Consider the following 22,756-nt stretch of genomic DNA (forward strand, 5'->3'; position numbering starts at 1 on the left):
GAATATTCTCCGTATTGTGTTGCCTTCCACTCAATTTGGGTCAGTAGCGTATCCGAGATCGGCTGAGCCATTGGTCGTGGATCTACTATGCTTGCGCATTGCCACTACACGACCCACCAACCTCACTGTACCGGTGCATCACATGAAAGCTTTGACTGGCTTAATCTTTTTTCTGGCAACCTCTCCGCTATTTGCCACAGAAGTCACAATTATAAAAAACCCAGATGGCACATTCACCGGGTACTCCGAAGTGATGTTCAGTGAAAATACCTCATTGAAAATCGCCAAATACCCTGAGTCAAAAATATATATTGATTCGTATAAGGGGTGGTGGTCAAACGGTGCTGCTGAGGGAACCGGAATTCTAACTGGTCGATATGTCATACCAGGATTGAAAACAGATTCACCTAATTTGGCGGAAAAAGGACAGGCAGACGCAATACTAGCTAGGGCAGAGGGAAATGCTAAATTTAATGGAGATGATCCAGCTAAGGCAGTCGCGGAGGTATTAGCAGACAAACATTTATTAATATCATACTCAGGGGAATTTAAGGCCGGAGCCCCACAGGGTCGAGGAGAGATAGAAGTTGACACCCACCAGGTAAAGGGCTTTTTTATAAATTGGCTACTTGAGGGAGAAGCTACCACTTACTTTCAAGGACTACCAATTATCACAGAGGGTTTTTCTGATGGAGTTCCTGGAGCAGGCCCGGTTATAGTTAATCAATATAAAGACTATCAACTCGCTAGAGTTTTTGTAGGAGAGAGAACTGGCTCGGCAGTATCAGGAGATTTTTATAACGTCCAATGGTCGCTGCCAGTCGTCGACTACACAACAACCGGGATCGGTAACGTCACTACCACGGAGTTCAGCGATGGGCGAAGATTACACTGCACCTTTCACGATGAATTAGTCGGTCTTTCCAAACCTTCAGATTTAGATGTTTTTCGTGGCAACGTCCTGATTCAACCACGAATATTTGATCCAAAATATCTCAACTCGCCTAAACGATGTTTGCTCCGTCGGGCCGATGGATGGTCATTTGGATATCCTATGTTAGGAAGTGGCGTATTCGGCTCTAAAGCGCTTCCCCCAGATGTTTGCGCAGATCCTAAAGGTAGGTCTGGCAGGCTAGAACCCAATAAATACGGCGAACTTGACTGTTCAATATATGAATCAAAATATAAGTGGCTTACGCACTTTGGCAAGAAGATAGAAGAAGGTTCTCGCTGGGTTAGAGATATTATCTTAGACCCTATAAATGCTACAGGAGACGCATTGGCTGGCACTATGTGCGATGTAGTCCAAAAGAAAAAGGGCGTGGATTGTCATATTTCAATTTACTATGAAAAGAAATTCGAACTGGTATCTGAAAAGGATAAATCTGAAGCTAGATCAAAGGAGTACCTGGATAAATTTCTAGCGAATAGGAAAGCCTTAGATGAAAAGCTAGCCGATAACAAATCGGATCCTTGGCTTCAGGCAGCGTATGAAATATGGAAGGATTGTGCAAGCTCATGTGATGGGCCAGCAAAGGCATATTCTATGTTGAGTGTTTCTGCACTGGCGGACATGCTAAAAAGCGATTTCGACGAGCAAGTAAAAAGCACTCGAATTGCTTCCATATTTGAGCAAGCAAAGAAATGGAAGCCGGTAGTTGAGCATAGCGCTGCTATATATAAAGGCTATAAAATTGGCGAGGTCATTTCTAACGCTCAGTATTATATAGTAAACGCAGAGCCACCTAAAAAAACAAAAGAGGTAGGAAAACTCGCAGCTGTAACATACTTGAATGACTTATCGATAAGGGTCAATTCAAAAATCCTCTTAGAGCTGACTCGTGATAGCTTGGATCTTATTCCAAAAATTGTTTTTGCCAAGATTCCGGATGTAGACGATATGGATCAAATGGGCATTGCTCAGATACTCAAGATAAATGCCAAAGATTTTTTTAACCGCTATAGAGAATTCGATTCTATGGATCAGTTAATTCAAACTGGCTTTGAATATAAACTTAAAGAGTACGGATACGCTAGCAAAGAAATTCCGGCATTTTTAACATCTCCACCAGATGCTAAGTAGCTATGAGCTAGCAATAGCTACATGGCTTGCTAGCTCAGCGGGATAGAGAGGTTGCCTGTCATGGCGAGCAAGGAAAGGTGCTCGTCATTAAGGGTAATCTCGGTGCCCTGTGGAAGCTTAATGGTAAGATCTGTGGCCATGGCCTGGTCACCTTGGTAGGTAGTGCGACAGAGGACAGGCGTCTGTCGGCCAGAATCGGTCGTTCAATAAGGGGCACTAGCGCTCGACAGCGAAATTTTCGCAGTGGACGAATGCATACCTAAATCCATTTTGCTCACATCACTTATCCCCTTTCAACGGCTCTGTCATCTCCGTAAACACTAAGAAAACACCGGTGGTAGCTTTGCTCGAGGCCTATTGCCAACTCTCTAGGATCGATCCGGGATCGAAATGTGTTGCTCTTGTTCGCGCCAGGAGCTTAACTTCTGCACCTATGAGCGCTCTTGTGGTGTGGAGAGTGCCTCTGCGTAAAGTAGATAAAAAATCTTGTATAAATATTATGGATGATTGGTGAAGTATGAATTCATTGCTGGAAGAAATCGAGGAATGGAAGCTTGAAGCGAAGCTTGAGAACTCTGATCGCTATTTTTACCATACTCGCATAGTCAATCGGATATTGAGCGGCAACAAGCTATATGTTGTTGGCAGGAAAGGAACCGGGAAGACTGCTATCAGCGAGCATCTCGACAACAAAAGCGAGCCCGGATATTATTCGCAAAAATTGACCTTTAAGAATTTCCCGTTTAATAATTTATATGAGCTTCAAGATAAAGGCTTCACGAAACCTAATCAGTATATTACGTTATGGAAGTACCTGATCTATTCAACTATTTGTAAGTTGATGTCAAAAAACCCGTCCGTTGGATTCGAAACCAGAGAAAAACTTCAGAATATATTTAATGATGATATCGAGAATGCATTACCCAATGCAATCGATCGCTGGACATCGCTTAAATTCGATATCAAAATTTTAGGGACCGGAATTGGGTTCGGAACCGACAAAAAAACTGAGGAAAAAGGTGACGGTGATAACTGGATCGCGCGAGTCGATACCCTTGAGAATTTCTTAAAGGGACAAATAGGCGCCGATAAATATTTGATAATGTTTGATGAGCTTGATGAAGACTATAAGGATATTATTGAACCCGAAAAATACAAGCAATACACAGATCTTTTGACAAGTTTGTTCAAGGCGGTTCAAGATATCCGCGCGAGATTCTCGAGCCGGCAGTTATATCCAGTAGTCTTCATCAGAGACGACATCTACGAAATCTTGCAAGATCCGGACAAAACGAAGTGGCTTGATTACAAAGCGGATCTTGAATGGGATGAGGACTCCATTAAAAACATGCTTGCATTCAGGCTGTCGAGGGCTCTTTCTAAAACTGGAGAAATTCAAGAATTTAATAAGATCTGGCAATCGTTGTTTACCCCCGGAAATGTTCGATACGGGGATGGAAAAAGAAAATCAATGACGCCGTTCAGCTATATAACCAGAAGTTCATTTCTGCGGCCGAGAGACTATATAAGGTATCTGCAGGTATGCGCTGAAATGACATTGGAAAAAGGTTTTGATTATATAGAGCCAACTACGTTAAGTGAGGCTGATACTGCTTTTTCAAATTACTTAAGAAGCGAGCTGGAGGATGAGATACACGGTGCAATTCCAGATATACATAAGATATTGGATATTTTCACCACTTTAAGAAAGCAAACTTTAAGAATCGAAGAGTTTGTGTCCGCTTTTAATCAAGCAAGCGAAAGCGGCTTAATCAAAACAAAGGATAGTCAGTTCGTCCTTCAAATGCTTTTCCATTTCAGCATAATCGGGAATCAGCCAAAGCAAGTTAGCTATCAGGTTTTTAGATATAAAAACAAAGAAGCTCGACTAAATATGAGCGAGAACATAATTTTGCACAGAGGGCTATTTCGCGCGTTGCAAATATTGTGATAATCACAGGCTGTGACTTCTATATATGAGAGGCAAAAGAATATTCTGCTCTCATCTGACCGATCCCGAGCTTCTAGTGGTAATGCTCGCCTTCTTTCTTTTTTGAAAAATAGGGCAAGAATATCTTTATGACTGATTAAAGGTATTGCGCACCTTGGGAGGTCTTGATGATCTGCTCTTGGTCGATTTCTGCCATCGCCATTGGCTGAAACCGACCCTTAGCTGTCGGTCGCGACAGGCAGAAATCGGCCAGAAGCGGGCGTTCATCACCAATCCCGCTATGCCATCCCTGTGCTTTCGGGTAAAAATGCAATACTGCCAGGAGGGCACCATGACCATAGACACAGGCTTTCATCTAAAAAATTATAAAAGTTTCGGCCCAACCGGCGCTAGGCTCGCAAACATAAAGCCAATCAACGTTATCGTTGGCAGAAACAACATCGGAAAATCTGCATTGCTGCACTCCTTGGATTTCTTGTGCAGCGATCGCATCAATCACACCAACATTGCTTCATCAATAGAAATAACTCAGTTGTTAGATGACAAGTCACTAATGCAAGTTTTTCCACCAAACGCTAGCAGAGGTGAACTGGGTGGCAACCCATGGAGTAAAATTTATTGGTGCATCCTTCACATGGAAAGAAACCTACGAAAACTTAATTGAATTCATTGGAACCGACGCAAGTGCTTCGCAAATTGAAAAAAAATATATTTCCGGGATACGCCCGACCTCTGCGCTACGCTCCTTTATACATGTAAAGCTCGACGCAGACAGAGATATAACCCCTGAAAGCATAGATGAGAGCATGTCACTATCCAGTGGGGGTATAGGTGCAACACGAATAATTCACAAATACCTACAGCACGTGGGATTTGATAGGTCTTTAATTCAGATAACTTTGCTTGCAGCTCTTAATCAAATCTTCTCTCCCGATATTGAATTCAATGAAATAGCTACTCGCTTCCATTCGGAGTCAAATCAGTGGGAGATATTTTTAGGTGAGGCGAGCAAAGGACCTATCGCTTTATCAGCATCAGGAAGCGGCCTAAAAACAGTAATACTTACTTTACTCAATCTATTGGTACGTCCAGATTTTGAACAAAAGCCAGTCAATAGTTATATATTCTCGCTAGAGGAGCTTGAAAACAACTTACATCCCGCACTACAGAGAAATCTATTCGTTTATTTGGAAGCATTCGCACTTACAAACAAGTGCCATATTTTTATTACAACACATTCCAATGTGGCTATCGACATTTTCGGACATTCTGAGCATTCGCAGATTCTACATATCATGCGGGGCGAAGACGGAATTACAGGTAACACTTATACCGGAGACGCCGTAGGTCACGGAGTCTTGGATGATCTCGGGGTGCGAGCAAGCGATCTATTACAAGCAAATGGATTAATTTGGGTGGAGGGGCCCTCTGATCGTGTATTTCTAAAAAAATGGATTGATTTATGGAGTAACGATGAGCTTAGCGAAGGGCGGCACTATCAGTTTGTATTTTATGGAGGCAGCGTACTTGCGAACATAGATGCACGCTTGCCAGATAATGACACTAGAGAAGCGATTACTGCATTTAAAATCAACCGAAACTTTGCTTTTGTTTGTGATAGTGATCGTAGAAATTCAAGCGGGTCTTTAAAGCCTCGTGTTGCCCAGCTTATTAAAGAGGTGGCCGAAACGAGTGCAATGGTGTGGGTTACTCGCTGCAAGGAAATTGAAAACTATATACCTAAGGAGGCCTTCGAGGCGGCCCATGGTAAAATCAAGCTTGCACAAATTGGTGAATATGAAGCGATCCTTGACTATCTTCAAAAAAACAAAATATCGAGCGCGAAAGAATACACCAACAAGCATAGCAAGGCCTTTGCCTATGCAGCGCACCTGACCAAAGACAACCTGTCGTTTCGCCCGGAGCTGGAAGAGCAAGTCACTGCACTTGTAAAAAAAATACGTACATGGAATAGCTGACGGAGCATGCTCAATAAATAGTTTCCCAAGTTGATAACGAGGGTTTGAACGATGTCGTCATCCCGCCGAAATGGAAGCTGCCGAGATCAAGGTACTTCTATCTGGAGTAGCGGGGTATGGCTGCGTTTCTATCAATGCTCAGCACTAAGCGCTACCTAACCTGATGTCGATAGGCAGCTTTTGGCCGTTCTCTGCCTATTGCTATGGGCGGAAATCGACCCTAAGCAGCTCCCTGGGTTTGGACGAATAGTTATCAGTCTTGCGAGCGCTTTATCGCACCGGCGAGCTGCGCGGCATCATTGCGTAATTTATCGAATCTTTTGTTTAACTCAACGTGGCCTGGTTTCCAGGAAAAAGCGCCACCGTCATAGCTCTGGCCAAGAATGAGATCATTGAACGAACTCATTCCGCCATAGGCTGACAATAAGTACGTAATCCCAGAATAATCAGAGTCGAGCAGGCGTGCTCGTGCCTTACGTACCCACAAGCTCCAGTGAGTATCACCATCGCTCTCAAGCATTGCTGCAAGCTGATCGAGAACGCAGATCAGCTCTTCGGTTTTCGGTCCCATTTCTAGACTTCGTCCAAGTTGAATCACGGTATGAGAAGTGTGAGCCGCCGCCGAGTATTTCTCGACAGTCTCGCTACATAAGTTTGGACGAGCTGTCAGGCACTACAGCCATTGGTAGGAAGCACCATTAACAAGCTGCCGCCGAGCCTTGGCCGAAAGCCATGGGAATCCGGACGCGAGACGATCATCTACAAGCGAGCAGCCATCGACAAAATCTGTACTCGCAAGCCAACCTCCACTCTCTGTTGCAACCTCCCAGACGCGTTTGAGTTTTTCCCGGTCATCTACGTCGAGAGAGGTTGCAGACGATACAGACTCGTAAAACTCCCAAGGCTTCTCCCAGCGATCAAACGCTTCTAATGCGGAAACCAGCTTGCGATGCAAGTCCATAGCGACACCTGGTGGTTAGCGAAGAGGACATACGTGGGCGCCCCGTTGAATGATCCGCTACCGAGCATCTCTCGCCAGCCTTGTTACGGAAGTTACTGTTTCGCCATGAGCCTGTCCACGGGCAGCTTTTGGCCGAAATCGGTAGTTTGTAATCGCACCATGGCAGGCGCCCGTGTCTTAAGCTGCGTTACACCATTCCACCTTGTTACATCACATACACGGATGCTTTCGAGCAGGTGTTACATAGATTTTATCTTTTATATTCAATTAGTTACTGTTGATCGTTACACCCGTAACACCAGTTACACGACGTTCGACAGGTATTTACCCCACACCCCCTAAGAAATGAGCTCCACCAGCGAAGAGATTCCCGCAAGCGGGGCCCCTGAGGACTTCTGCTCCACACGGGGTCGGAAACCCGCCGGACCTTGTTAGCGGGAGAACCCCCAGCTTAGTGAACAGGTGAACTCGGTGAACTGCCTGTTCACCTGTGCATATGCCCTACGAAACGACCGATCTGAGCTCACCATTACCGATACGGTAACGATGTCCCTTTTTCTTCAAGATCCTTTCAATTTCAGGATTGAAATTTCAGTAAGCTGAAGCACCTCCCACTACCAAATCCCCGCGGGTTTCCGATCCCGTGCAGGAAGAATACTCTCAGGGTCCCCAGTGGTATTTGGACAACCACCGGCATACGATGCCAGGACTAGGTTCATTCGCTGAAACGTTCACTGGCTGCTGGCCGAAAAGTAGGAATAATTCATGGAAGACAAAGCGTTATTGGTTTCGGTACTAAAACGTATCAACGAAAACCAACTCGCATTAGGGGCTGCTGTAGAAGAGCTTTCGAACTGGGTTGAACAACGTGGCTCCGTAGACGTGGCTGATAACGTTCGAGGCGCCTTAGCTGCGCTGGATAGGAATGAAGGGTTTCTGAGTCTCGCCCTTATCTCACTTTCTGCTGAGGCCGGCTCTAATGCAAAGCCCGAGTGAACCTGACGTTTCCTCCAAGACAAAGCCGCCGCGGCTGTTCAAATATCTACATTCCGACCGGATCGATGTATTGGAAGCATGCAAAATTTGCTTCGCCTCTCCGCTCAACCTGAATGACCCGTTTGAGCTAAAACCCCCTATACGCCTTTATGAATCGGACGCCTCGATGTGGGCGATGGTCGATGGCCTACTGCCCGATCTGATCGAACAGACACTCGCCGAGCTTCCTCCCCCCTTGAGGAAGCTAATAACCAAAGAGCAAATTGAGTCCCGGGCGCGCGCCCAATTGCTTTCGAAAGATAATGGCTTCGCCAGCATCCTGAAGGAATTTACCCCTGCCATTCACTCACGCTTTAATCAAGTAATGGAAAACAGGGTCGGCATACTTTGCCTGACGGAGACACCCGACGACATCTTGATGTGGGCGCACTACGCCTGCTCCCATGAGGGGTTTGTAATCGAATTCGACCCAGAGTCCGTTTTTTTCAATCAGCGGCGATCTCAGCAAGATGAATTCAGGCACCTCAGGCCAGTTCAATACTCAAATGTCAGGCCGCCACTGACCTTCGATAATGCCGATATCAAAGCCATGCTCACGAAGAGCGAGCATTGGTCCTACGAACGAGAGTGGCGAATGATGGTGGACTTGAAGGACGCAACAACTGTCCTGCCTGTTCACGGGAAAACCTATCACCTCTTTGAATTCCCCTCCTCTTGCATCAAAACAGTGATCCTAGGAGCTCGGATGCCCCAGGCGCTTAGGGCAAGATTTCTTGAACTGATCAGTGGAAACTCGATGCTTGCTCACGTCAGTTGTTACCAAGCATCGACTGATGACATCCTTTTCAAACTAAATATCGATCCGACGTGAAATTCGAATAGCAACGAACGGCATGTATCCCTAGCTGTATCCCTAGCTGTATAATTTGTCCGCAAGCCACGGATTATATAGAACGCACGAGTCTCCCTCGGGCACCAAAATTAAGAAAGGTCTTGCTTTGCAAGGCCTTTTTTTTCGCCTGCAAAAAAGCACCTGACACCCCACCGACCTGTAGGAGCCGGCTTGCTGGCGATGCTTTTGGCTTTTTTCGTCCTCGGCCGGTACGACCCTTCTCAAGGATTCATTCCATGGAACTGCTGCTGGAAACTGTTGCTCTGTTCTGTCTCAAGCTGGCTTATGAGACGGAGGGGTCGAGTCCGATTCTGCGGGATGATCCGGTCATGAGCGATTACGAGCGGGAGGTATTCGGGTTACTTGTGCGCCGGGGTGATATCGAGGGCATTCGGTTTAGAGTGGCTCACTGTGCAGGTTTGGCGCTGGACGCCATAGGTGGCGCTGAAACACCGCTAGGGCGAGAGCTGCAACGGTTGTCAGTTGGTTTCAGCAGTGCTCGGACAATGGAACAGCTTCATGCGTCGCTCATCGCGCTTAAGGACTACCTGAAAGACATTCAGTAAATGATCGAGTGAGGCGGTATCCCCCGCCGCCTTCGCGCACTGGAACGCTGGACCTACAGTTTTCGCGACGTGTTTTGCGCATGGAGCACTACACGCGAACTAGAGACGGCTGACGATTTCCTTCCAGATATACCCGTAGTGATAACTCAGCCAGCGAACAAGCAACTTATCGAACTGCCTGCGAAACCAATTGTTCTCCCTGGCTGCAAGTCTTTCTTCAATCATGCCGTTGAGCGAGTCAGGATCGAAACCTGTCCAGACCGATGGGACGGCCGATTCAATATTGGTAAAGCAAACAGGCGCGACTTCTGAGTAAAGAATTTCGTGTAGCGTCTGACGATCAACACCCTTCACCTGCTCTGCTATGTAGTCGTAATCTACCGGCGAGTCATTGAACGGATCCGAGAGTGCTGCTCTGATTTTCGTCAGCTCGGATTGACTCAAAAGATATCCCAATGCGAAAACTCCTCTAGCTCCTCATCGAGAGAATGGGCGACTGCTTCACCAGCCACCCCCCCTGCAATGCTTCCCACCAAAACAACAGCAATTGCACAAATGGGAGCACCTGGACCACAGAGAGCGCTCACGCCAAGCCCCGCGAGCAAACCTCCCACTGCACCACTGCCCACTATGATGCCCTGCCGCGCGGTTTCCTTCGGCTTGTTATCAGCATTCAGGATTTGATAGGTCGCAAGGGCGGCAGTGACTAGAATTCCGAGCTTCCCCATCATGCGCATTTTTTGGGTGCCTTTCGTGAACGAGGCATCGTCCCGACCGGCCGCTTCCAGGATTGTGTAGTGGATTTTGGTTTGTTCTGTTGGCGAAAGGCTGTTGTATTTCTTTTTAAAGAGGCGCTCGGAGTAGCGATCGAACAGTGAGTCAAGCGTCCTGCCGTCGGGCTTCTTTTTTTGGACGATAGCCAAGCCTTGAGCGGATGTGAATTTGCGATGTTCCATCATGATCTTGTTTCTCAATTCATGACTGAACTGTACGCCTTCATGTGCAGTAATTTTTCCTGCCTTGACGTCGGCCAATGTCTGCTGAGACATGCGCTTGATATTTTTCATGTAGCTGGCCCGGACCTTTTCGTCTGAGATAGCATCCAGCGAAAATCTGAGTGCTGTCCCCTCCATCAATTCCAGGGCTCTGTCGAGTGGAGAGTCCATCAACGCATGCTCACGTTGAATGACATAGCTACCGGTGACAAGGTACGGCTCGGTCATAGGATGTTCCTTATCCCAATATTTTATTCAAAAGGCTTTCTGTAAGAGTCGAGGAGGCGGTAGTCGATTCCTCCTCGAACTTGAGCATCAAACAAACTTTCCCTGAGGGGCTATCAAATTTAACAGCATTGTCCCTGTTAAATACGCCTGGAAGGGTTGATCCGTCCTCAAAATGCGCCGTGCACGATAAACCTTCGTAACTTTCGGTGGCAGGGATTTTGAAGCCGATCCAGCTAGCGCCAAGAACGAGAGGCACTGGGGGAAAAAATGGGCAGGCTGTATGGGAGTCACCAATTATCACCGTCCCGGAACCACCAATGACAACACTGCCGTGGGTTCCGCCTGTATCAATCGTCGCTGCATTCTTGCCATTGATGAAAACGGTGGAGGACAGACCAGAGGACAATGCACTGCCACACGTACAGGTATCGCCTTGGCGTGCAGCTGAGAGCCCATCGAAGAAAACGTCTGGCGAGCCTGTCGCGATGGGATTGGTACCGTGCCCCGGTAGCGGGCAACTTGAAGGGTCGGTTTTACGCGCTGCTGGCTTAGCCAAGATGACCTCCTGTCATTGGATCCTGATGTGGCAAATAACCTAACAGATTGCTGCGGCTGTTGCGTACCTCCCAGCGAGGAAAGGGATGCGCCAGATTTTCTTGATTCAGGTGTTTGCAAACGAACCTTCAAGGTTGCAGGGAGAGATCCTGCAAGATACCCTCCCACCGTCGCTGCCAATTCAGCGACCGGGTGTGAGAGCCCGAAACAATCAAGGCGCAAAGCGCCCCAAAACCTGTCGTGGCGTTTTTTTTCGTCTGCGATATGGCTTTATGGCGGCTGTGCGTGGGAGACCTTCGGGTCTACCGGTTGCCTTGATTGCCGGTTTCTCACCCCGCGCACGGCTGTCACCCAAGCCCGTGAGAAGGCTCGTGGCAGCTCCTCAAATCAAGGACGTTGACCATGAACAGAACAAATCCGTACAAAATTCAGCTTCCCCCTCTACGCAATTCCCAATCCCGTACCCCCCTCCCCCACCACCTCTCCCTCATCGGAGGTGGCCAATGACCGAACAACCCGAATTCAAAACCATCGGCCTAACCCCCGCCATCTACTGCGGCGATCAAGCGCTATTCCATGTCAGCCGCAACGTGCCCGCCGGCGATGCGTTGGCCATGGCTTCTGATTTTCTGTGTATCGCCAAGGCGCTGACCAAGGATGCGGCTTATGCCAAGGACACGGATTACCACGCCTGGGCTGCGCATTATTTGACGGCGATGAGTAAGGCGGTGGTGGATGATGTGGCGAAGGTGGTGACGCGGGATCGGGATAATGAGTTGGCGAATAAGCGGGCGGAGGGGATGGCTGAGGGGTAGCGTGCGAAAGGGCCAGACTTTGTCTGGTGTTGGAGATACGTAGGGCACTTGTAGCAGCGAGCTTGCTCGCGAAGATGGCGACCATTCAGCGGGATGGGTGGCTGGCTTGGGTTTTTCGCGAGCGGGCTCGCTCCTACAGGGGTTGTGATTCAATGCGGGAGTTTGTGGTGGTTGGGCTGGCGCTATCGCCAGCAAGCCGGCTCCTACACTGGTCGCGGTGGATTGGTTAGCATTGTTGGCCCCGGGGTTTCGGGGCCTTTGGGCACGCGGGTCAGAGCAAGTGTTGGGAGATCAGTTTTGAGATTTCGACCATCGACGTCCGGCCGGTGAATTCGAATTTCACTTTGCCCAGCGACGAGAAGTAGATCTCCAGTTCTGAATCCAGGTCGAACGTGCCGGAGGTTTCTACCGAGTACGCGACGATGTTTTTGTAGGGCAGCGAGGTGAAGTCTTTTTTGCTGCCGGTGAGGCCCTGGACGTTGACGGCGATGATGCGTTTGTTGGTGAAGACGACACCGTCGCGCATGGATTTGTACGAGTCGATGACGTGCTCGCCGTCCAGCAGCAGTGCACTGACGCGTTCTGCGTACTCTTCGTTTTGCTTGAGTTTGAAGAAGCCTTTGTTGTTGAAGTCGATCATCTGCCCATCCTCCGTTCGAAGAAAAATCCCTGTGGGTTACTTCACCACTTTCACGACTCGAATGTTGACGGGGAATCCATCCTGTCCAGGCAGTGTCTTCCATCCCACGTACTGATAAACCACTTCATCATCAATGTACTCACCCCACTCCGCGACTTTGCCACCCAGCACAGCGACGTTCCGGTTTTTGACGCAGTTGCCATCCCAAGGACCCACGGTGTAGATCACGTAAGGTTTGACGTATTTCGAGGCACGGAAATTTTCGCCGCAACCAGAATCGACTCTGATCATCAACCTCTTCAGGTTCTCTTCACCATCCGCCTCGGCGTGCTGGTCGAGTTCCCCGATTTCGCCGACGTCGATGAAGCCCAGAGAGCGAGCACGCTTGTATGCCGGGGAGGCCTGGTGTTTGATCTGGGCTTGCGCGAGATACTCGTCCACGTCTTTGCTGAGTTCAATTTCGCCCTTGTCCGCGATCTCTTTCGCTATGGGAACGCCGCTCTCACAACGAGCGTATTCGGGGGAGCCAAGGCTTGACTGGGGTAGGTAGTAGCGATGTAACTCAAAGGTACTCAGATGCATCTTGATAGCGGGAGTAGCTTCTTTGGGCGTCTGGCGCCCGGCCTGCACCTCGGCCACCACCTGCAGAAATTTCTGGCAATCGGAGAGGTAGCCCGCCCTGGCGTATTCCGGGGTTTCACTCGACAGGCCGGCGAGCGCCGGGGTCATCACAACGGCAAAAGTGATTGCGCAGAACAGGCGCGAAGCTCGAGCGACAGTGGCCATGTGTAGTCCGTTACAAAGTTGATGAAAGTGGCGCAACGCTACTGTTTTGCCGCCTTGCCGTCCACTGGCAGCGAAGGAGACAGAGCTTGTTTCCTGCGTTTTTCGCGAGTGTGCTCGCTCCTGCAGTGGGTTGTGTTTCTGATCCGTGGTTTGCGTCGGCTGGGCTGGCGCTTTCGCGGGCAAGCCCGCTCCCACAGGGGGGTGTGGGGTGATTGGGATTTGGAATTTGGCCCGAGGTTTTTGAGGGCTTTTTATTATTTGGCTCGGGGTGAATGGTTTTCGGTTTACGGCGGGATAGATCAGCGCATCTGCGCCCTGAATTGTCCACGGATCTGATGCTGTTTCGCACCTGTAATGCTTGCTATACATGAGCCATCGACAAGCCCTCAGGGCATTAGGCCGGTGAGTAAACGCCCCGCGTGGCTCTCATCTAGACTTAATGGATAGTCGTAGGCAGAACCGAACACGTCGCTTTGGTGCAGTTGAATCAAAAGCGCCGTGGCAAGCTGCCCTTTATGCCCAGTAGAGGTGCGGCGAAGACCGTGCCGGGCACAACAAGATGCCCGCCAAGGGTGCCCTGGCCAACGGCCTGAAAATGCCACGATACCGTGACGTGGTGTGACTGCCGCAGCCGACACTTTCGGACGAACGACAACCATCTGGTTTGTCCGTGACCGTGAGGATTGCTGAATGCCTGATGAGAGTTTGCACCTGCCTTTGGTCAACAGCCTGCTGGAGCGCCATAAGGGCACCCCGGGCGCGCTGTTGCCCATTCTTCATGATATTCAGGAACGCATCGGTTACATCCCCGATGTGGCCGTCCCCGAGATTGCTCATGCCCTCAATCTGAGTCAGGCCGAGGTTCGCGGGGTGATCAGTTTCTACCATGACTTCCGTACCGCACCGCCGGCCAGGCATATCCTGCGGCTGTGCCGGGCTGAGTCGTGCAAAAGCCGTGGTGCCGAAGCGCTTGCCGCGCAGTTACGCGAACGTCTGCAACTGGATGATCACGGCAGCAGCGCGGACGGCAGCATCAGTTTGCGGCCGGTGTATTGCCTCGGCGCCTGCGCTTGTTCGCCGGCCTTGGAGCTGGATGGCCGGGTGCATGCGCGGCTCAGTGCTGAGCGTCTCGATGCCTTGCTCGACGCTTGCCGGGAGGACGCGTGATGCCGACTCTTTATTTGCCCTGTGATTCCCTTGCCCGTGCTGTTGGGGCCGATGAGGTTTCCACGGCGCTGATCACTCAGGCCAAGGCGCGCAACCTGCCACTGGAGTTGCAGCGCACCAGTTCGCGCGGTTTGTATTGGCTGGAACCGCTGCTGGAAGTGGACAGCCCGCAAGGCCGGATCGGTTTTGGCCCACTGACCGCGGCTGATGTGCCGTCGGTGCTCGATGCCTTGCAAGGCGAGCCGTCAAGCCATCCGCTGGCCTTAGGTCCGGTGGAAGAAATCCCCTATTTGAAAACCCAACAACGCCTGCTGTTCGCCCGCGCCGGTATTACCCGGCCTCTGTCGCTTGACGATTACCGGGCGCACGGTGGTTTCGAGGGTTTGAAAAGGTCCATCACGGTTGGCGGCGAAGAGACCGCAACAGCGGTGTTCGATTCAGGCCTGCGTGGCCGTGGCGGCGCGGCGTTCCCCGCCGGGATCAAATGGCGCACGGTGCGCGCCACCCAGGCGGCGCAGAAGTACATCGTGTGCAACGCCGACGAAGGTGACTCGGGCACTTTCGCCGACCGCATGTTGATGGAAGGCGACCCCTTCCTGCTGATCGAGGGCATGGCCATTGCCGGCATTACCGTCGGCGCCACCTTCGGCTACATCTATGTTCGTTCGGAATATCCGGATGCCGTGGCCACACTGCGCGCAGCGCTGAACATCGCCCGTGATGCCGGTTACCTCGGCGCCAATGTCGGCGGCAGCGGCCTGGCCTTCGATATGGAAGTGCGCGTCGGTGCCGGCGCTTATATCTGCGGTGAGGAAACGGCGCTGCTGGATTCCCTCGAAGGCAAGCGCGGGATCGTCCGCGCCAAGCCGCCGATCCCCGCGTTGCAAGGCCTGTTCGGCTTGCCGACGCTGGTGCATAACGTGCTGACCCTGGCTTCAGTGCCGCTGATTCTGGCCAAGGGTGCGCAGTTCTATCGCGATTACGGCATGGGCCGTTCCCTGGGCACGATGCCTTTCCAGCTGGCGGGCAATATTCGTCACGGCGGTCTGGTGGAACGGGCCTTTGGCCTGACGCTGCGGGAACTGGTGGAAGACTACGGCGGCGGGACCGCCAGCGGTCGGCCGCTGAAAGCTGCGCAGGTGGGCGGCCCGCTCGGCGCCTGGGTGCCGCCGTCGCAATTCGATACGCCGCTGGATTACGAGGCTTTTGCCGCCATGGGCGCGATGCTCGGTCACGGCGGAGTGGTGGTGGCTGACGACAGCCTGGACATGGCCCACATGGCGCGCTTCGCGATGGAGTTCTGCGCCGAAGAATCCTGTGGCAAATGCACGCCATGCCGCATCGGCTCGACCCGGGGCGTGGAGGTGATCGACCGCCTGCTGGCCGCGCCGGACCAGAGCGGTCGCGAAGAGCAGGTGATCATCCTCAAGGACCTGTGCGACACGATGCAATACGGTTCGCTGTGCGCGTTGGGCGGCATGGTTTCCTTTCCGGTCGCCAGCGCCCTCAAGTACTTCCCCGCCGACTTCGGTCTGCAAGCCTCGGAGGCCGAGCAATGATCACTCTTTTCGACCCGAAAACCGACATCGACCTCGGCACCCCGGCCCGCGACAGCGACGTGCAGGTCACCCTGAACATCGACGGACGCAGCATCAGCGTGCCGGAAGGCACTTCAGTGATGCGCGCCGCCGCAATGCTGGGCACCACCATTCCCAAACTCTGTGCCACTGACAGCCTGGAAGCCTTCGGTTCCTGCCGCATGTGCCTGGTGGAGATCGACGGCATGCGTGGCTATCCGGCGTCTTGCACCACGCCGGTCACTGAAGGCATGACCGTGCACACGCAGACGCCGAAGCTGGCCACGCTGCGCCGCAATGTCATGGAGCTGTACATTTCCGATCACCCGCTGGACTGCCTGACCTGCTCGGCCAACGGCAACTGCGAACTGCAAACCGTCGCTGGCCAGGTGGGTCTGCGCGAGATGCGTTACGGCTATGAAGGCGAGAACCATCTGGAGGATGTGAAAGACACCTCCAACCCTTATTTCGACTACGACCCGAGCAAGTGCATCGTCTGCAACCGCTGCGTGCGCGCTTGCGAAGAAACCCAAGGCACGTTCGCCCTGACCATCACCGGGCGCGGCTTTGAATCCCGGGTCGCGGCGGCCGGTGGCGAGAACTTCCTCGACTCGGAGTGCGTGTCTTGCGGCGCCTGTGTGCAAGCCTGCCCCACCGCGACGCTCATGGAAAAAAGCGTGGTCGAGATGGGCCAGCCGGAACGCAGCGTGATCACCACGTGTGCCTATTGCGGTGTGGGTTGTTCGTTCCGCGCCGAGATGAAAGGCGATCAACTGGTGCGCATGGTTCCGGACAAGAACGGCCAGGCCAACCACGGCCACTCGTGCGTCAAAGGGCGTTTTGCGTGGGGCTACGCCACTCACCCGGATCGCATCACCAAGCCGATGATCCGCCAGCACATCAACGACCCTTGGCAGGAAGTCAGCTGGGATGAAGCGGTGACCTACGCCGCCAGCGAATTCCGTCGTCTGCAGCAAAAATATGGCCGCGACTCCATTGGTGGCATCACCTCCAGCCGCTGCACCAACGAAGAAACCTACCTCGTACAAAAACTGGTGCGCGCGGCGTTCGGCAACAACAACGTCGACACCTGTGCGCGGGTCTGCCACTCGCCGACCGGGTATGGCCTGAAACAAACCTTGGGCGAGTCTGCCGGTACCCAGAGTTTCGACTCGGTGATGCAGGCCGACGTGATCCTGGTGATGGGCGCCAACCCGAGCGACGCCCACCCGGTATTCGCCTCTCAGCTCAAACGCCGACTGCGTGAAGGTGCGCGGCTGATCGTCATCGACCCTCGCCGCATTGATCTGGTGGACTCGGTGCATGCCCGCGCCGAACTGCACCTGGCCCTGCGTCCGGGCACCAACGTCGCCATGCTCAATGCGTTGGCCCACACCATCGTTACCGAAGGCCTGCTCAATCAGCCGTTTATCGACGCCCGTTGCGAGGGCAACGATTTTGCGCGCTGGAGCGAATTCGTCAGCCGCGCGGAAAACTCGCCGGAAGCCCTTGGCCCCGTCTGCGGCGTAGAACCTGCCGACATTCGTGCCGCCGCCCGCCTGTATGCAACCGGTGGCAACGCAGCGATCTATTACGGTCTGGGCGTCACCGAGCACAGCCAGGGCAGCACCGCGGTCATGGGCATCGCCAACCTCGCCATGGCCACCGGCAACATCGGCCGCGAAGGCGTGGGCGTGAACCCGTTGCGGGGGCAGAACAACGTTCAGGGCTCCTGCGACATGGGCTCGTTCCCCCACGAGTTGCCCGGCTATCGGCACATCTCCAACGAAGTAGTGCGCACGCAGTTCGAACAGGCGTGGAATGTCACCCTGCAACCTGATCCTGGCCTGCGCATTCCGAACATGTTCGAGTCGGCGCTGGCCGGCAGTTTCAAAGGCCTGTATTGCCAGGGTGAAGACATCGCCCAGAGCGACCCGAATACCCAGCACGTCACCGCGGCGCTGTCTGCCATGGAATGCGTAGTGGTGCAGGACATTTTCCTCAACGAAACCGCCAAGTTCGCGCATGTGTTCCTGCCGGGCGCTTCGTTCCTGGAAAAAGACGGCACGTTCACCAACGCCGAGCGACGTATTTCGCGGGTTCGCAAGGTCATGGATCCTCTGGGCGGCAAGGCCGACTGGGAGGGCACCGTGGCCCTGGCCAATGCCTTGGGCTACCCGATGAACTACAACCACCCATCGGAAATCATGGATGAAATCGCCAGCCTGACGCCGACGTTCACCAACGTCAGCTACGCCGAACTGGACCGCCACGGCAGCCTGCAATGGCCGTGCAACGCCGCAGCACCGGACGGCACGCCGACCATGCACATCGATGAATTCGTGCGCGGCAAGGGGCGCTTCATGCTCACCGGCTACGTGCCCACCGAGGAGAAGGTCAACAATCGCTATCCGCTGCTGCTGACCACCGGGCGCATCCTCAGCCAGTACAACGTTGGCGCCCAAACCCGACGTACCGAAAACGTTGCCTGGCACGACGAAGACCGCCTGGAAATCCACCCGACCGACGCCGAGAGCCGTGGCATCAATGAAGGTGACTGGGTCGGCATCGGCAGCCGCGCCGGCCAGACTGTACTGCGTGCGCGGGTCACCGAACGGGTCGCGCCGGGCGTGGTGTACACCACGTTCCACTTCCCTGAATCGGGCGCTAACGTGATCACCACCGACAACTCCGACTGGGCCACCAACTGTCCGGAGTACAAAGTCACGGCCGTTGAAGTCAGCCGCGTCTATCACCCTTCGGAGTGGCAAAAACGCTACCAGGCCTTCAGCGACGAACAGGACCGTTTGCTCAAGGATCGCCGTCAGGCCCGTGGCGCTAAAGCGGAGGTGCGCCGATGAGTACTGAAAACCTGATCAAGATGGTCAACCAGATCGCCCAGTATTTCGCCACCGAACCGGACCAGAAACAAGCCGTGCTCGGTGTACGTAATCACCTGCAGATGTACTGGACGCCGGGGATGCGCAAGGAATTGCTGGCCTGGCAGACAGAGCATCACGGGGCAGACTTGCACCCGTTGGCGCAAGAGGCGGTCAGCGGGGCGGGTTGGGAGGCTTAACCTGCAGGATGAAAAACGGTAGGAGCGAGCTTGCTCGCGATGGTCGTCAACGATAACGCGCGAACCCTGGATTAGCGCGGCGTCCATGACTCCATCGCGAGCAGGCTCGCTCCTGCAGAGGGTTGTGTGCAGTGTTCCGCCTTATTTATCTCCATCGGTCACCCGCACCGCGATCTCAATCGAACGCACGCTGATCGCCGCAAAGATCGCCGTGAGCAGCACGCCATTGAACCCGAGCAATATTGCCAATATCCGCGAAAGCGGCAACTTCGGCACGAGCTCGCCATAGCCGATGGTCAAGCCGGTCACGAAGCCGAAATAGATGCCGTCAAAAGGATCCCAACCTTCCAGATAGCTGATGATCAGGCCGCACATGACGATGACGATCAGCATGGTGGAAAGGATGGGCCAGACAACTCGAAGGTAGTAGCCGACAGCTTTGTAGAACTCTCGACGGATGTTCGACGTATTGGCAGGCTTCATGTCGTGTGCTTCCTGAGGGCGGCAGGCGGATTGACACTCTTCAGCTTGGCACAAGTATTGGGAATCGAGGGTCGGACCAACGGAAAGTGGCACGCGCGGAACAGGGATTAAGCTGGAATGACCTGGCACTGGAGAACATCCATGCTCAAGCACCTGATCCTGCCACTCCTGTTCGCCGTGTTCGTGGCCCTCAGCGGATCGTCCTGCCATGACACGAGCCAGGACGGCCAGGCGAGACCGCCCGCCAACGGTGACAGTGGCAGGATTATCCCCTCCCAACAACGCATGCCCTCAACGATGCCGCGTCCCAGGATGTAATGGTTACTCGATCTGAATCGACCCTTTGGTCCCGGCATCGCTGTCGGTCCAATAGTCTTCATTCTGTAACCGCCGATCACCCTGAATCGTGAAGGTGACTTTGCCCTGGCGAAACTGCAGCGTGCCATCGGTGCGCTGGGCATTTACCCGTTTGCCATTCACCCAGACTTGCTCCTTGGCATCGATGCGAATCGTGGCAACGGTCGCGCCGGCATCGCTCTTGGCAACCCACTGCCCGACGTAAGGCGTTTGTGTATGGGCGCTGTCCGCCGCGGCGTTGGTGAACCCGGCCTTGGCATTTTCCGCCCTGCTCTTGTGGATATCGCAGCCCTGAGTCTCGCTGACCTGGGTGCAACCGGATTGCTCAAGTTGTTTGCGGTACTTGTCGTTGATGGCATAGGCCGGGAGCTGCACCCACATCAGTGTGGCCAGTACCGGCAGGATGATCCGCTTCATAAGTCTTCTCCGCTGATCCGCGCCTCCCCGGCGCCCGCGAACGGCATGGATCATTCACTGTAGTGCGAAACCCGGATGCACTGGCAAAACGACCAACGCTTCCAACCCTCCTTGCGACCGATTACGCAGCTTCAGCTCCCCGCCATGCTCCAGCACAATCGCCCGCGCCGCCGATAATCCCAACCCCACGCCACCGGTGCTTTTGTTCCGCGACCCTTCCAGACGAAAGAACGGCACAAACACTTGCTCAAGACTGGCCTGCGCAATCCCCGGCCCACGATCCAGCACCATAATCCGCACTTCCCCCGCCTCAGGCATCAGTTCAATCGCCGGCTCGCATCCATACTTGATCGCGTTATCCAGCAGATTGGTCATCACCCGCTTAAGCCCCAATGGCCGTCCGAAATACGCCAGCCGCTGCGGCCCGCTGAAGGCGATCTCGACGCCCTGATCCCGGTAATCGTCCCGCAAGGTTTGCAGCAGTTCCGCCAGATCGAACTGGGTGGCCGGTTCAAGCCGCGCATCATCGCGAAAGAATTCCAGTGCCGAATTGATCATCGCCTGCATTTCATCCACGTCACGAAACAGCCGCTGCTGTTGCTCCGTATCTTCGATGAATTCGCCGCGCAAACGCATCCGTGTCAGCGGTGCGCGCAGATCGTGGGAGATGGCGGCGAGCATTTGCGTGCGGTCGCGGATGAAGTGTTGCAGCTGGGCCTGCATGGCGTTGAACGCGAGGATCGCCTGGCGGATTTCCTGGGGGCCCAAGGGTTCGATGGGCGGTGCACGGAAGTCCGAACCGAAGCGCCGGGCGCCTTCGGCGAAGCGTTGCAAGGGTGTGGCGAGACGCCGGGTAGCGATCAGCGCGACCAGCGCGGTGGAGATCAGCACCAGCAAAATCACGATCAGATAACGCGGCGTTTCGTCGAGGCCCCAACTGCGCGAGGGCGCGGAGAACATCAGCCAGGTCGAGTCTGCCAGTTCGATCAGCAGCGCGTAATGCGCGTTCTCGGTGTGTTCGGTCCAGTCGGCGGGCTCATAGGCCTCGATTCGCCGGTCAGGGGCTTTGAGCATCGGTTGGAGGATGTGCGCGCCAATGTCGGACTTCGCATCTTCTGCTTCTGGCAGGTTGAGATCGCGCCGGTCAGGGTGCCAACTGACGATGAAGCCGTTTTCGCTGGCGGCTTGCGCCAACGGGTTGCGCAACGGCGCTGGCGCGGCCTCGATGACGCGGGTGATGGCGGCGGCCTTTTCCAGCAGACCGATTTCGGTCAGTGGCGGTCGGGCCCAAACGCCGGCCAGTTGAATAAACAGTCCGTTGAGCGCCAGCGAAATGAGCATCGCCAGGATGATGGTCAGGGCGATCCAGCGCGCCACCGTGTCACGGCGAATCCGCTTCAGCCAGCTCATCGCCGCGTCACGCTGGGGGTGAACAGGTAACCGCCATTGCGTACGGTGCGAATCATCGCCGGGCGCTTGGTGTCGGACTCGAGTTTGCGTCGCAGGCGGCTGACTTGCACATCGATGCTGCGATCGAACGCGTCGTGGCAATGCCCGCGCGCCAGGTCCAGCAGTTGTTCACGGGTGAGAATGCGTTGCGGGTGTTCGACGAAGACCAGCAGCAAATCAAACTCACCGGCCGAGAGCGGAATCATTACATTGTCCGGCGAGCGCAGTTCACGACGGGTGACGTCGAGGTGCCAGTCGGCGAAGTCGATCAGCGGCCGTGGGCGTTCCTCCGTCAGTGGTCGACGCTCGTCCACCCTGCGCAACACGGCACGTACCCGGGCCAGCAGTTCGCGGGCGTCGAAGGGTTTGGTCAGGTAATCGTCGGCACCGAGTTCGAGGCCCACTACCCGATCACTCAGTTCGCCCATGGCGGTGAGCATGATCACCGGGATCGCGTGGCGGATTCGCAATTGCTGGCACAGGATCAACCCGCTGTCGCCGGGCAACATCACGTCGAGAATGATCAAGTCCGGCATCTGGCGCTCGATGGCCGCCCATAGCGATGCGCCGTCGGTGGCGACCTCAACGCTGTAGCCGTGCTGGACGAAGAATTTTCTCAACAGGTCGAGGACTTCGAGGTCATCGTCGACAATTAAAAGGCTGTTCACCGAAGGTCACTTACGGGGCGAATGGAACCGCCATCTAAAACCATTCACGGCAGCGCGTCATATATTTCAATCCTGCAATAAAACGACAGCGGCGTCATAAACCGGACATCTT

23 protein-coding genes are annotated in these 22,756 nt (G+C 53.7%); 12 read left to right on the forward strand and 11 right to left on the reverse strand.

The window, feature by feature from the left end; genetic code table 11:
• The first annotated feature begins 142 nt into the window (after window positions 1-142).
• The 4 genes from FBY04_RS05560 (at window position 143) to FBY04_RS05575 (ending at window position 6,013) form a co-directional block, all read left to right on the forward strand.
• Complete coding sequence (locus FBY04_RS05560) at window positions 143-2,083, forward strand: hypothetical protein (protein WP_145314736.1); 1,941 nt, start codon at window positions 143-145, stop codon at window positions 2,081-2,083.
• A 517-nt stretch (window positions 2,084-2,600) separates the two neighbouring features.
• Complete coding sequence (locus FBY04_RS05565) at window positions 2,601-4,034, forward strand: P-loop ATPase, Sll1717 family (protein WP_145314737.1); 1,434 nt, start codon at window positions 2,601-2,603, stop codon at window positions 4,032-4,034.
• A gap of 331 nt (window positions 4,035-4,365) precedes the next feature.
• Window positions 4,366-4,698 (forward strand): AAA family ATPase, encoded by a 333-nt coding sequence (locus tag FBY04_RS33145; RefSeq protein ID WP_178118259.1) that lies wholly within the window; start codon window positions 4,366-4,368, stop codon window positions 4,696-4,698.
• On the forward strand, window positions 4,628-6,013 hold the full coding sequence (locus FBY04_RS05575; protein WP_145314739.1) for an ATP-dependent endonuclease: 1,386 nt from the start codon (window positions 4,628-4,630) through the stop codon (window positions 6,011-6,013). The genes FBY04_RS33145 and FBY04_RS05575 overlap by 71 nt, the downstream gene beginning before the upstream one ends.
• 253 nt (window positions 6,014-6,266) lie before the next feature.
• Here the strand turns inward: FBY04_RS05575 and FBY04_RS05580 are convergent, their stop codons facing one another.
• Both FBY04_RS05580 and FBY04_RS05585 read right to left on the reverse strand, forming a co-directional pair.
• A complete protein-coding gene (locus FBY04_RS05580) occupies window positions 6,267-6,584 on the reverse strand; it encodes a hypothetical protein (protein ID WP_145314740.1) in 318 nt (105 codons plus the stop codon).
• 102 nt (window positions 6,585-6,686) lie between these two features.
• A complete protein-coding gene (locus FBY04_RS05585; protein WP_145314741.1) occupies window positions 6,687-6,974 on the reverse strand; it encodes a hypothetical protein in 288 nt (95 codons plus the stop codon).
• Between the two features lie 765 nt (window positions 6,975-7,739).
• On the opposite strand from FBY04_RS05585, the gene FBY04_RS05590 reads away from it, so the two are divergent.
• The 3 genes from FBY04_RS05590 (at window position 7,740) to FBY04_RS05600 (ending at window position 9,428) form a co-directional block, all read left to right on the forward strand.
• Window positions 7,740-7,970: a hypothetical protein gene (locus FBY04_RS05590; protein WP_145314742.1), complete on the forward strand. Its 231-nt coding sequence runs from the start codon at window positions 7,740-7,742 to the stop codon at window positions 7,968-7,970.
• A complete protein-coding gene (locus FBY04_RS05595; RefSeq protein ID WP_145314743.1) occupies window positions 7,954-8,841 on the forward strand; it encodes a DUF2971 domain-containing protein in 888 nt (295 codons plus the stop codon). The genes FBY04_RS05590 and FBY04_RS05595 overlap by 17 nt, the downstream gene beginning before the upstream one ends.
• Window positions 8,842-9,098: 257 nt before the next feature.
• Window positions 9,099-9,428, forward strand: a complete 330-nt coding sequence (locus tag FBY04_RS05600; RefSeq protein ID WP_145314744.1) for a hypothetical protein — start codon at window positions 9,099-9,101, stop codon at window positions 9,426-9,428.
• 99 nt (window positions 9,429-9,527) lie between these two features.
• On the opposite strand, the gene FBY04_RS05605 is transcribed toward FBY04_RS05600, so the two are convergent.
• Genes FBY04_RS05605 through FBY04_RS05615 form a run of 3 tightly spaced genes read right to left on the reverse strand, consistent with a single transcriptional unit; the run spans window position 9,528 to window position 11,207 of the window.
• Window positions 9,528-9,884 carry a hypothetical protein gene (locus FBY04_RS05605; protein ID WP_145314745.1) on the reverse strand — a complete coding sequence of 119 codons (357 nt, stop codon included), beginning with the start codon at window positions 9,882-9,884 and terminating at the stop codon, window positions 9,528-9,530.
• Window positions 9,869-10,651 (reverse strand): hypothetical protein, encoded by a 783-nt coding sequence (locus FBY04_RS05610; RefSeq protein WP_145314746.1) that lies wholly within the window; start codon window positions 10,649-10,651, stop codon window positions 9,869-9,871. Before FBY04_RS05610 ends, FBY04_RS05605 begins: the two co-directional genes overlap by 16 nt.
• Before the next feature lie 10 nt (window positions 10,652-10,661).
• Complete coding sequence (locus FBY04_RS05615; protein WP_145314747.1) at window positions 10,662-11,207, reverse strand: PAAR domain-containing protein; 546 nt, start codon at window positions 11,205-11,207, stop codon at window positions 10,662-10,664.
• A 502-nt stretch (window positions 11,208-11,709) separates the two neighbouring features.
• Between FBY04_RS05615 and FBY04_RS05620 the strand changes: the two genes are divergently transcribed.
• A complete protein-coding gene (locus tag FBY04_RS05620) occupies window positions 11,710-12,021 on the forward strand; it encodes a DUF3077 domain-containing protein (RefSeq protein WP_145314748.1) in 312 nt (103 codons plus the stop codon).
• Between the two features lie 271 nt (window positions 12,022-12,292).
• Here the strand turns inward: FBY04_RS05620 and FBY04_RS05625 are convergent, their stop codons facing one another.
• Both FBY04_RS05625 and FBY04_RS05630 read right to left on the reverse strand, forming a co-directional pair.
• Window positions 12,293-12,661, reverse strand: coding sequence for a PH domain-containing protein (locus FBY04_RS05625; RefSeq protein WP_017340333.1), 369 nt, complete (start codon window positions 12,659-12,661; stop codon window positions 12,293-12,295).
• Window positions 12,662-12,697: 36 nt separating this feature from the next.
• On the reverse strand, window positions 12,698-13,447 hold the full coding sequence (locus FBY04_RS05630) for a hypothetical protein (protein ID WP_145314749.1): 750 nt from the start codon (window positions 13,445-13,447) through the stop codon (window positions 12,698-12,700).
• A gap of 690 nt (window positions 13,448-14,137) precedes the next feature.
• On the opposite strand from FBY04_RS05630, the gene FBY04_RS05635 reads away from it, so the two are divergent.
• From FBY04_RS05635 to FBY04_RS05650, 4 genes are read left to right on the forward strand one after another with little or no spacing between them, the layout of a single operon-like run.
• A complete protein-coding gene (locus FBY04_RS05635) occupies window positions 14,138-14,614 on the forward strand; it encodes a formate dehydrogenase subunit gamma (RefSeq protein ID WP_084320761.1) in 477 nt (158 codons plus the stop codon).
• Window positions 14,614-16,173: an NADH-quinone oxidoreductase subunit NuoF gene (locus FBY04_RS05640; RefSeq protein WP_145314750.1), complete on the forward strand. Its 1,560-nt coding sequence runs from the start codon at window positions 14,614-14,616 to the stop codon at window positions 16,171-16,173. Before FBY04_RS05635 ends, FBY04_RS05640 begins: the two co-directional genes overlap by 1 nt.
• Window positions 16,170-19,052, forward strand: a complete 2,883-nt coding sequence (gene fdhF, locus FBY04_RS05645) for a formate dehydrogenase subunit alpha (protein WP_145314751.1) — start codon at window positions 16,170-16,172, stop codon at window positions 19,050-19,052. The genes FBY04_RS05640 and fdhF overlap by 4 nt, the downstream gene beginning before the upstream one ends.
• On the forward strand, window positions 19,049-19,270 hold the full coding sequence (locus FBY04_RS05650; RefSeq protein WP_084320758.1) for a formate dehydrogenase subunit delta: 222 nt from the start codon (window positions 19,049-19,051) through the stop codon (window positions 19,268-19,270). The genes fdhF and FBY04_RS05650 overlap by 4 nt, the downstream gene beginning before the upstream one ends.
• A gap of 141 nt (window positions 19,271-19,411) precedes the next feature.
• Here FBY04_RS05650 and FBY04_RS05655 read toward each other — a convergent pair whose 3' ends face one another.
• The 4 genes from FBY04_RS05655 to FBY04_RS05670 form a co-directional block, all read right to left on the reverse strand.
• Window positions 19,412-19,753: a potassium channel family protein gene (locus tag FBY04_RS05655; protein WP_017340339.1), complete on the reverse strand. Its 342-nt coding sequence runs from the start codon at window positions 19,751-19,753 to the stop codon at window positions 19,412-19,414.
• A gap of 321 nt (window positions 19,754-20,074) precedes the next feature.
• Window positions 20,075-20,527: a hypothetical protein gene (locus tag FBY04_RS05660; RefSeq protein ID WP_145314752.1), complete on the reverse strand. Its 453-nt coding sequence runs from the start codon at window positions 20,525-20,527 to the stop codon at window positions 20,075-20,077.
• A gap of 54 nt (window positions 20,528-20,581) precedes the next feature.
• On the reverse strand, window positions 20,582-21,937 hold the full coding sequence (locus FBY04_RS05665; protein WP_145314753.1) for an ATP-binding protein: 1,356 nt from the start codon (window positions 21,935-21,937) through the stop codon (window positions 20,582-20,584).
• Window positions 21,934-22,644 carry a response regulator gene (locus FBY04_RS05670; protein ID WP_145314754.1) on the reverse strand — a complete coding sequence of 237 codons (711 nt, stop codon included), beginning with the start codon at window positions 22,642-22,644 and terminating at the stop codon, window positions 21,934-21,936. The genes FBY04_RS05665 and FBY04_RS05670 overlap by 4 nt, the downstream gene beginning before the upstream one ends.
• Between the last annotated feature and the right edge of the window lie 112 nt (window positions 22,645-22,756).

It is taken from the genome of Pseudomonas sp. SJZ080 (assembly GCF_007828295.1).
In the GTDB taxonomy this organism is placed as follows: Bacteria; Pseudomonadota; Gammaproteobacteria; order Pseudomonadales; family Pseudomonadaceae; genus Aquipseudomonas; species Aquipseudomonas migulae_A.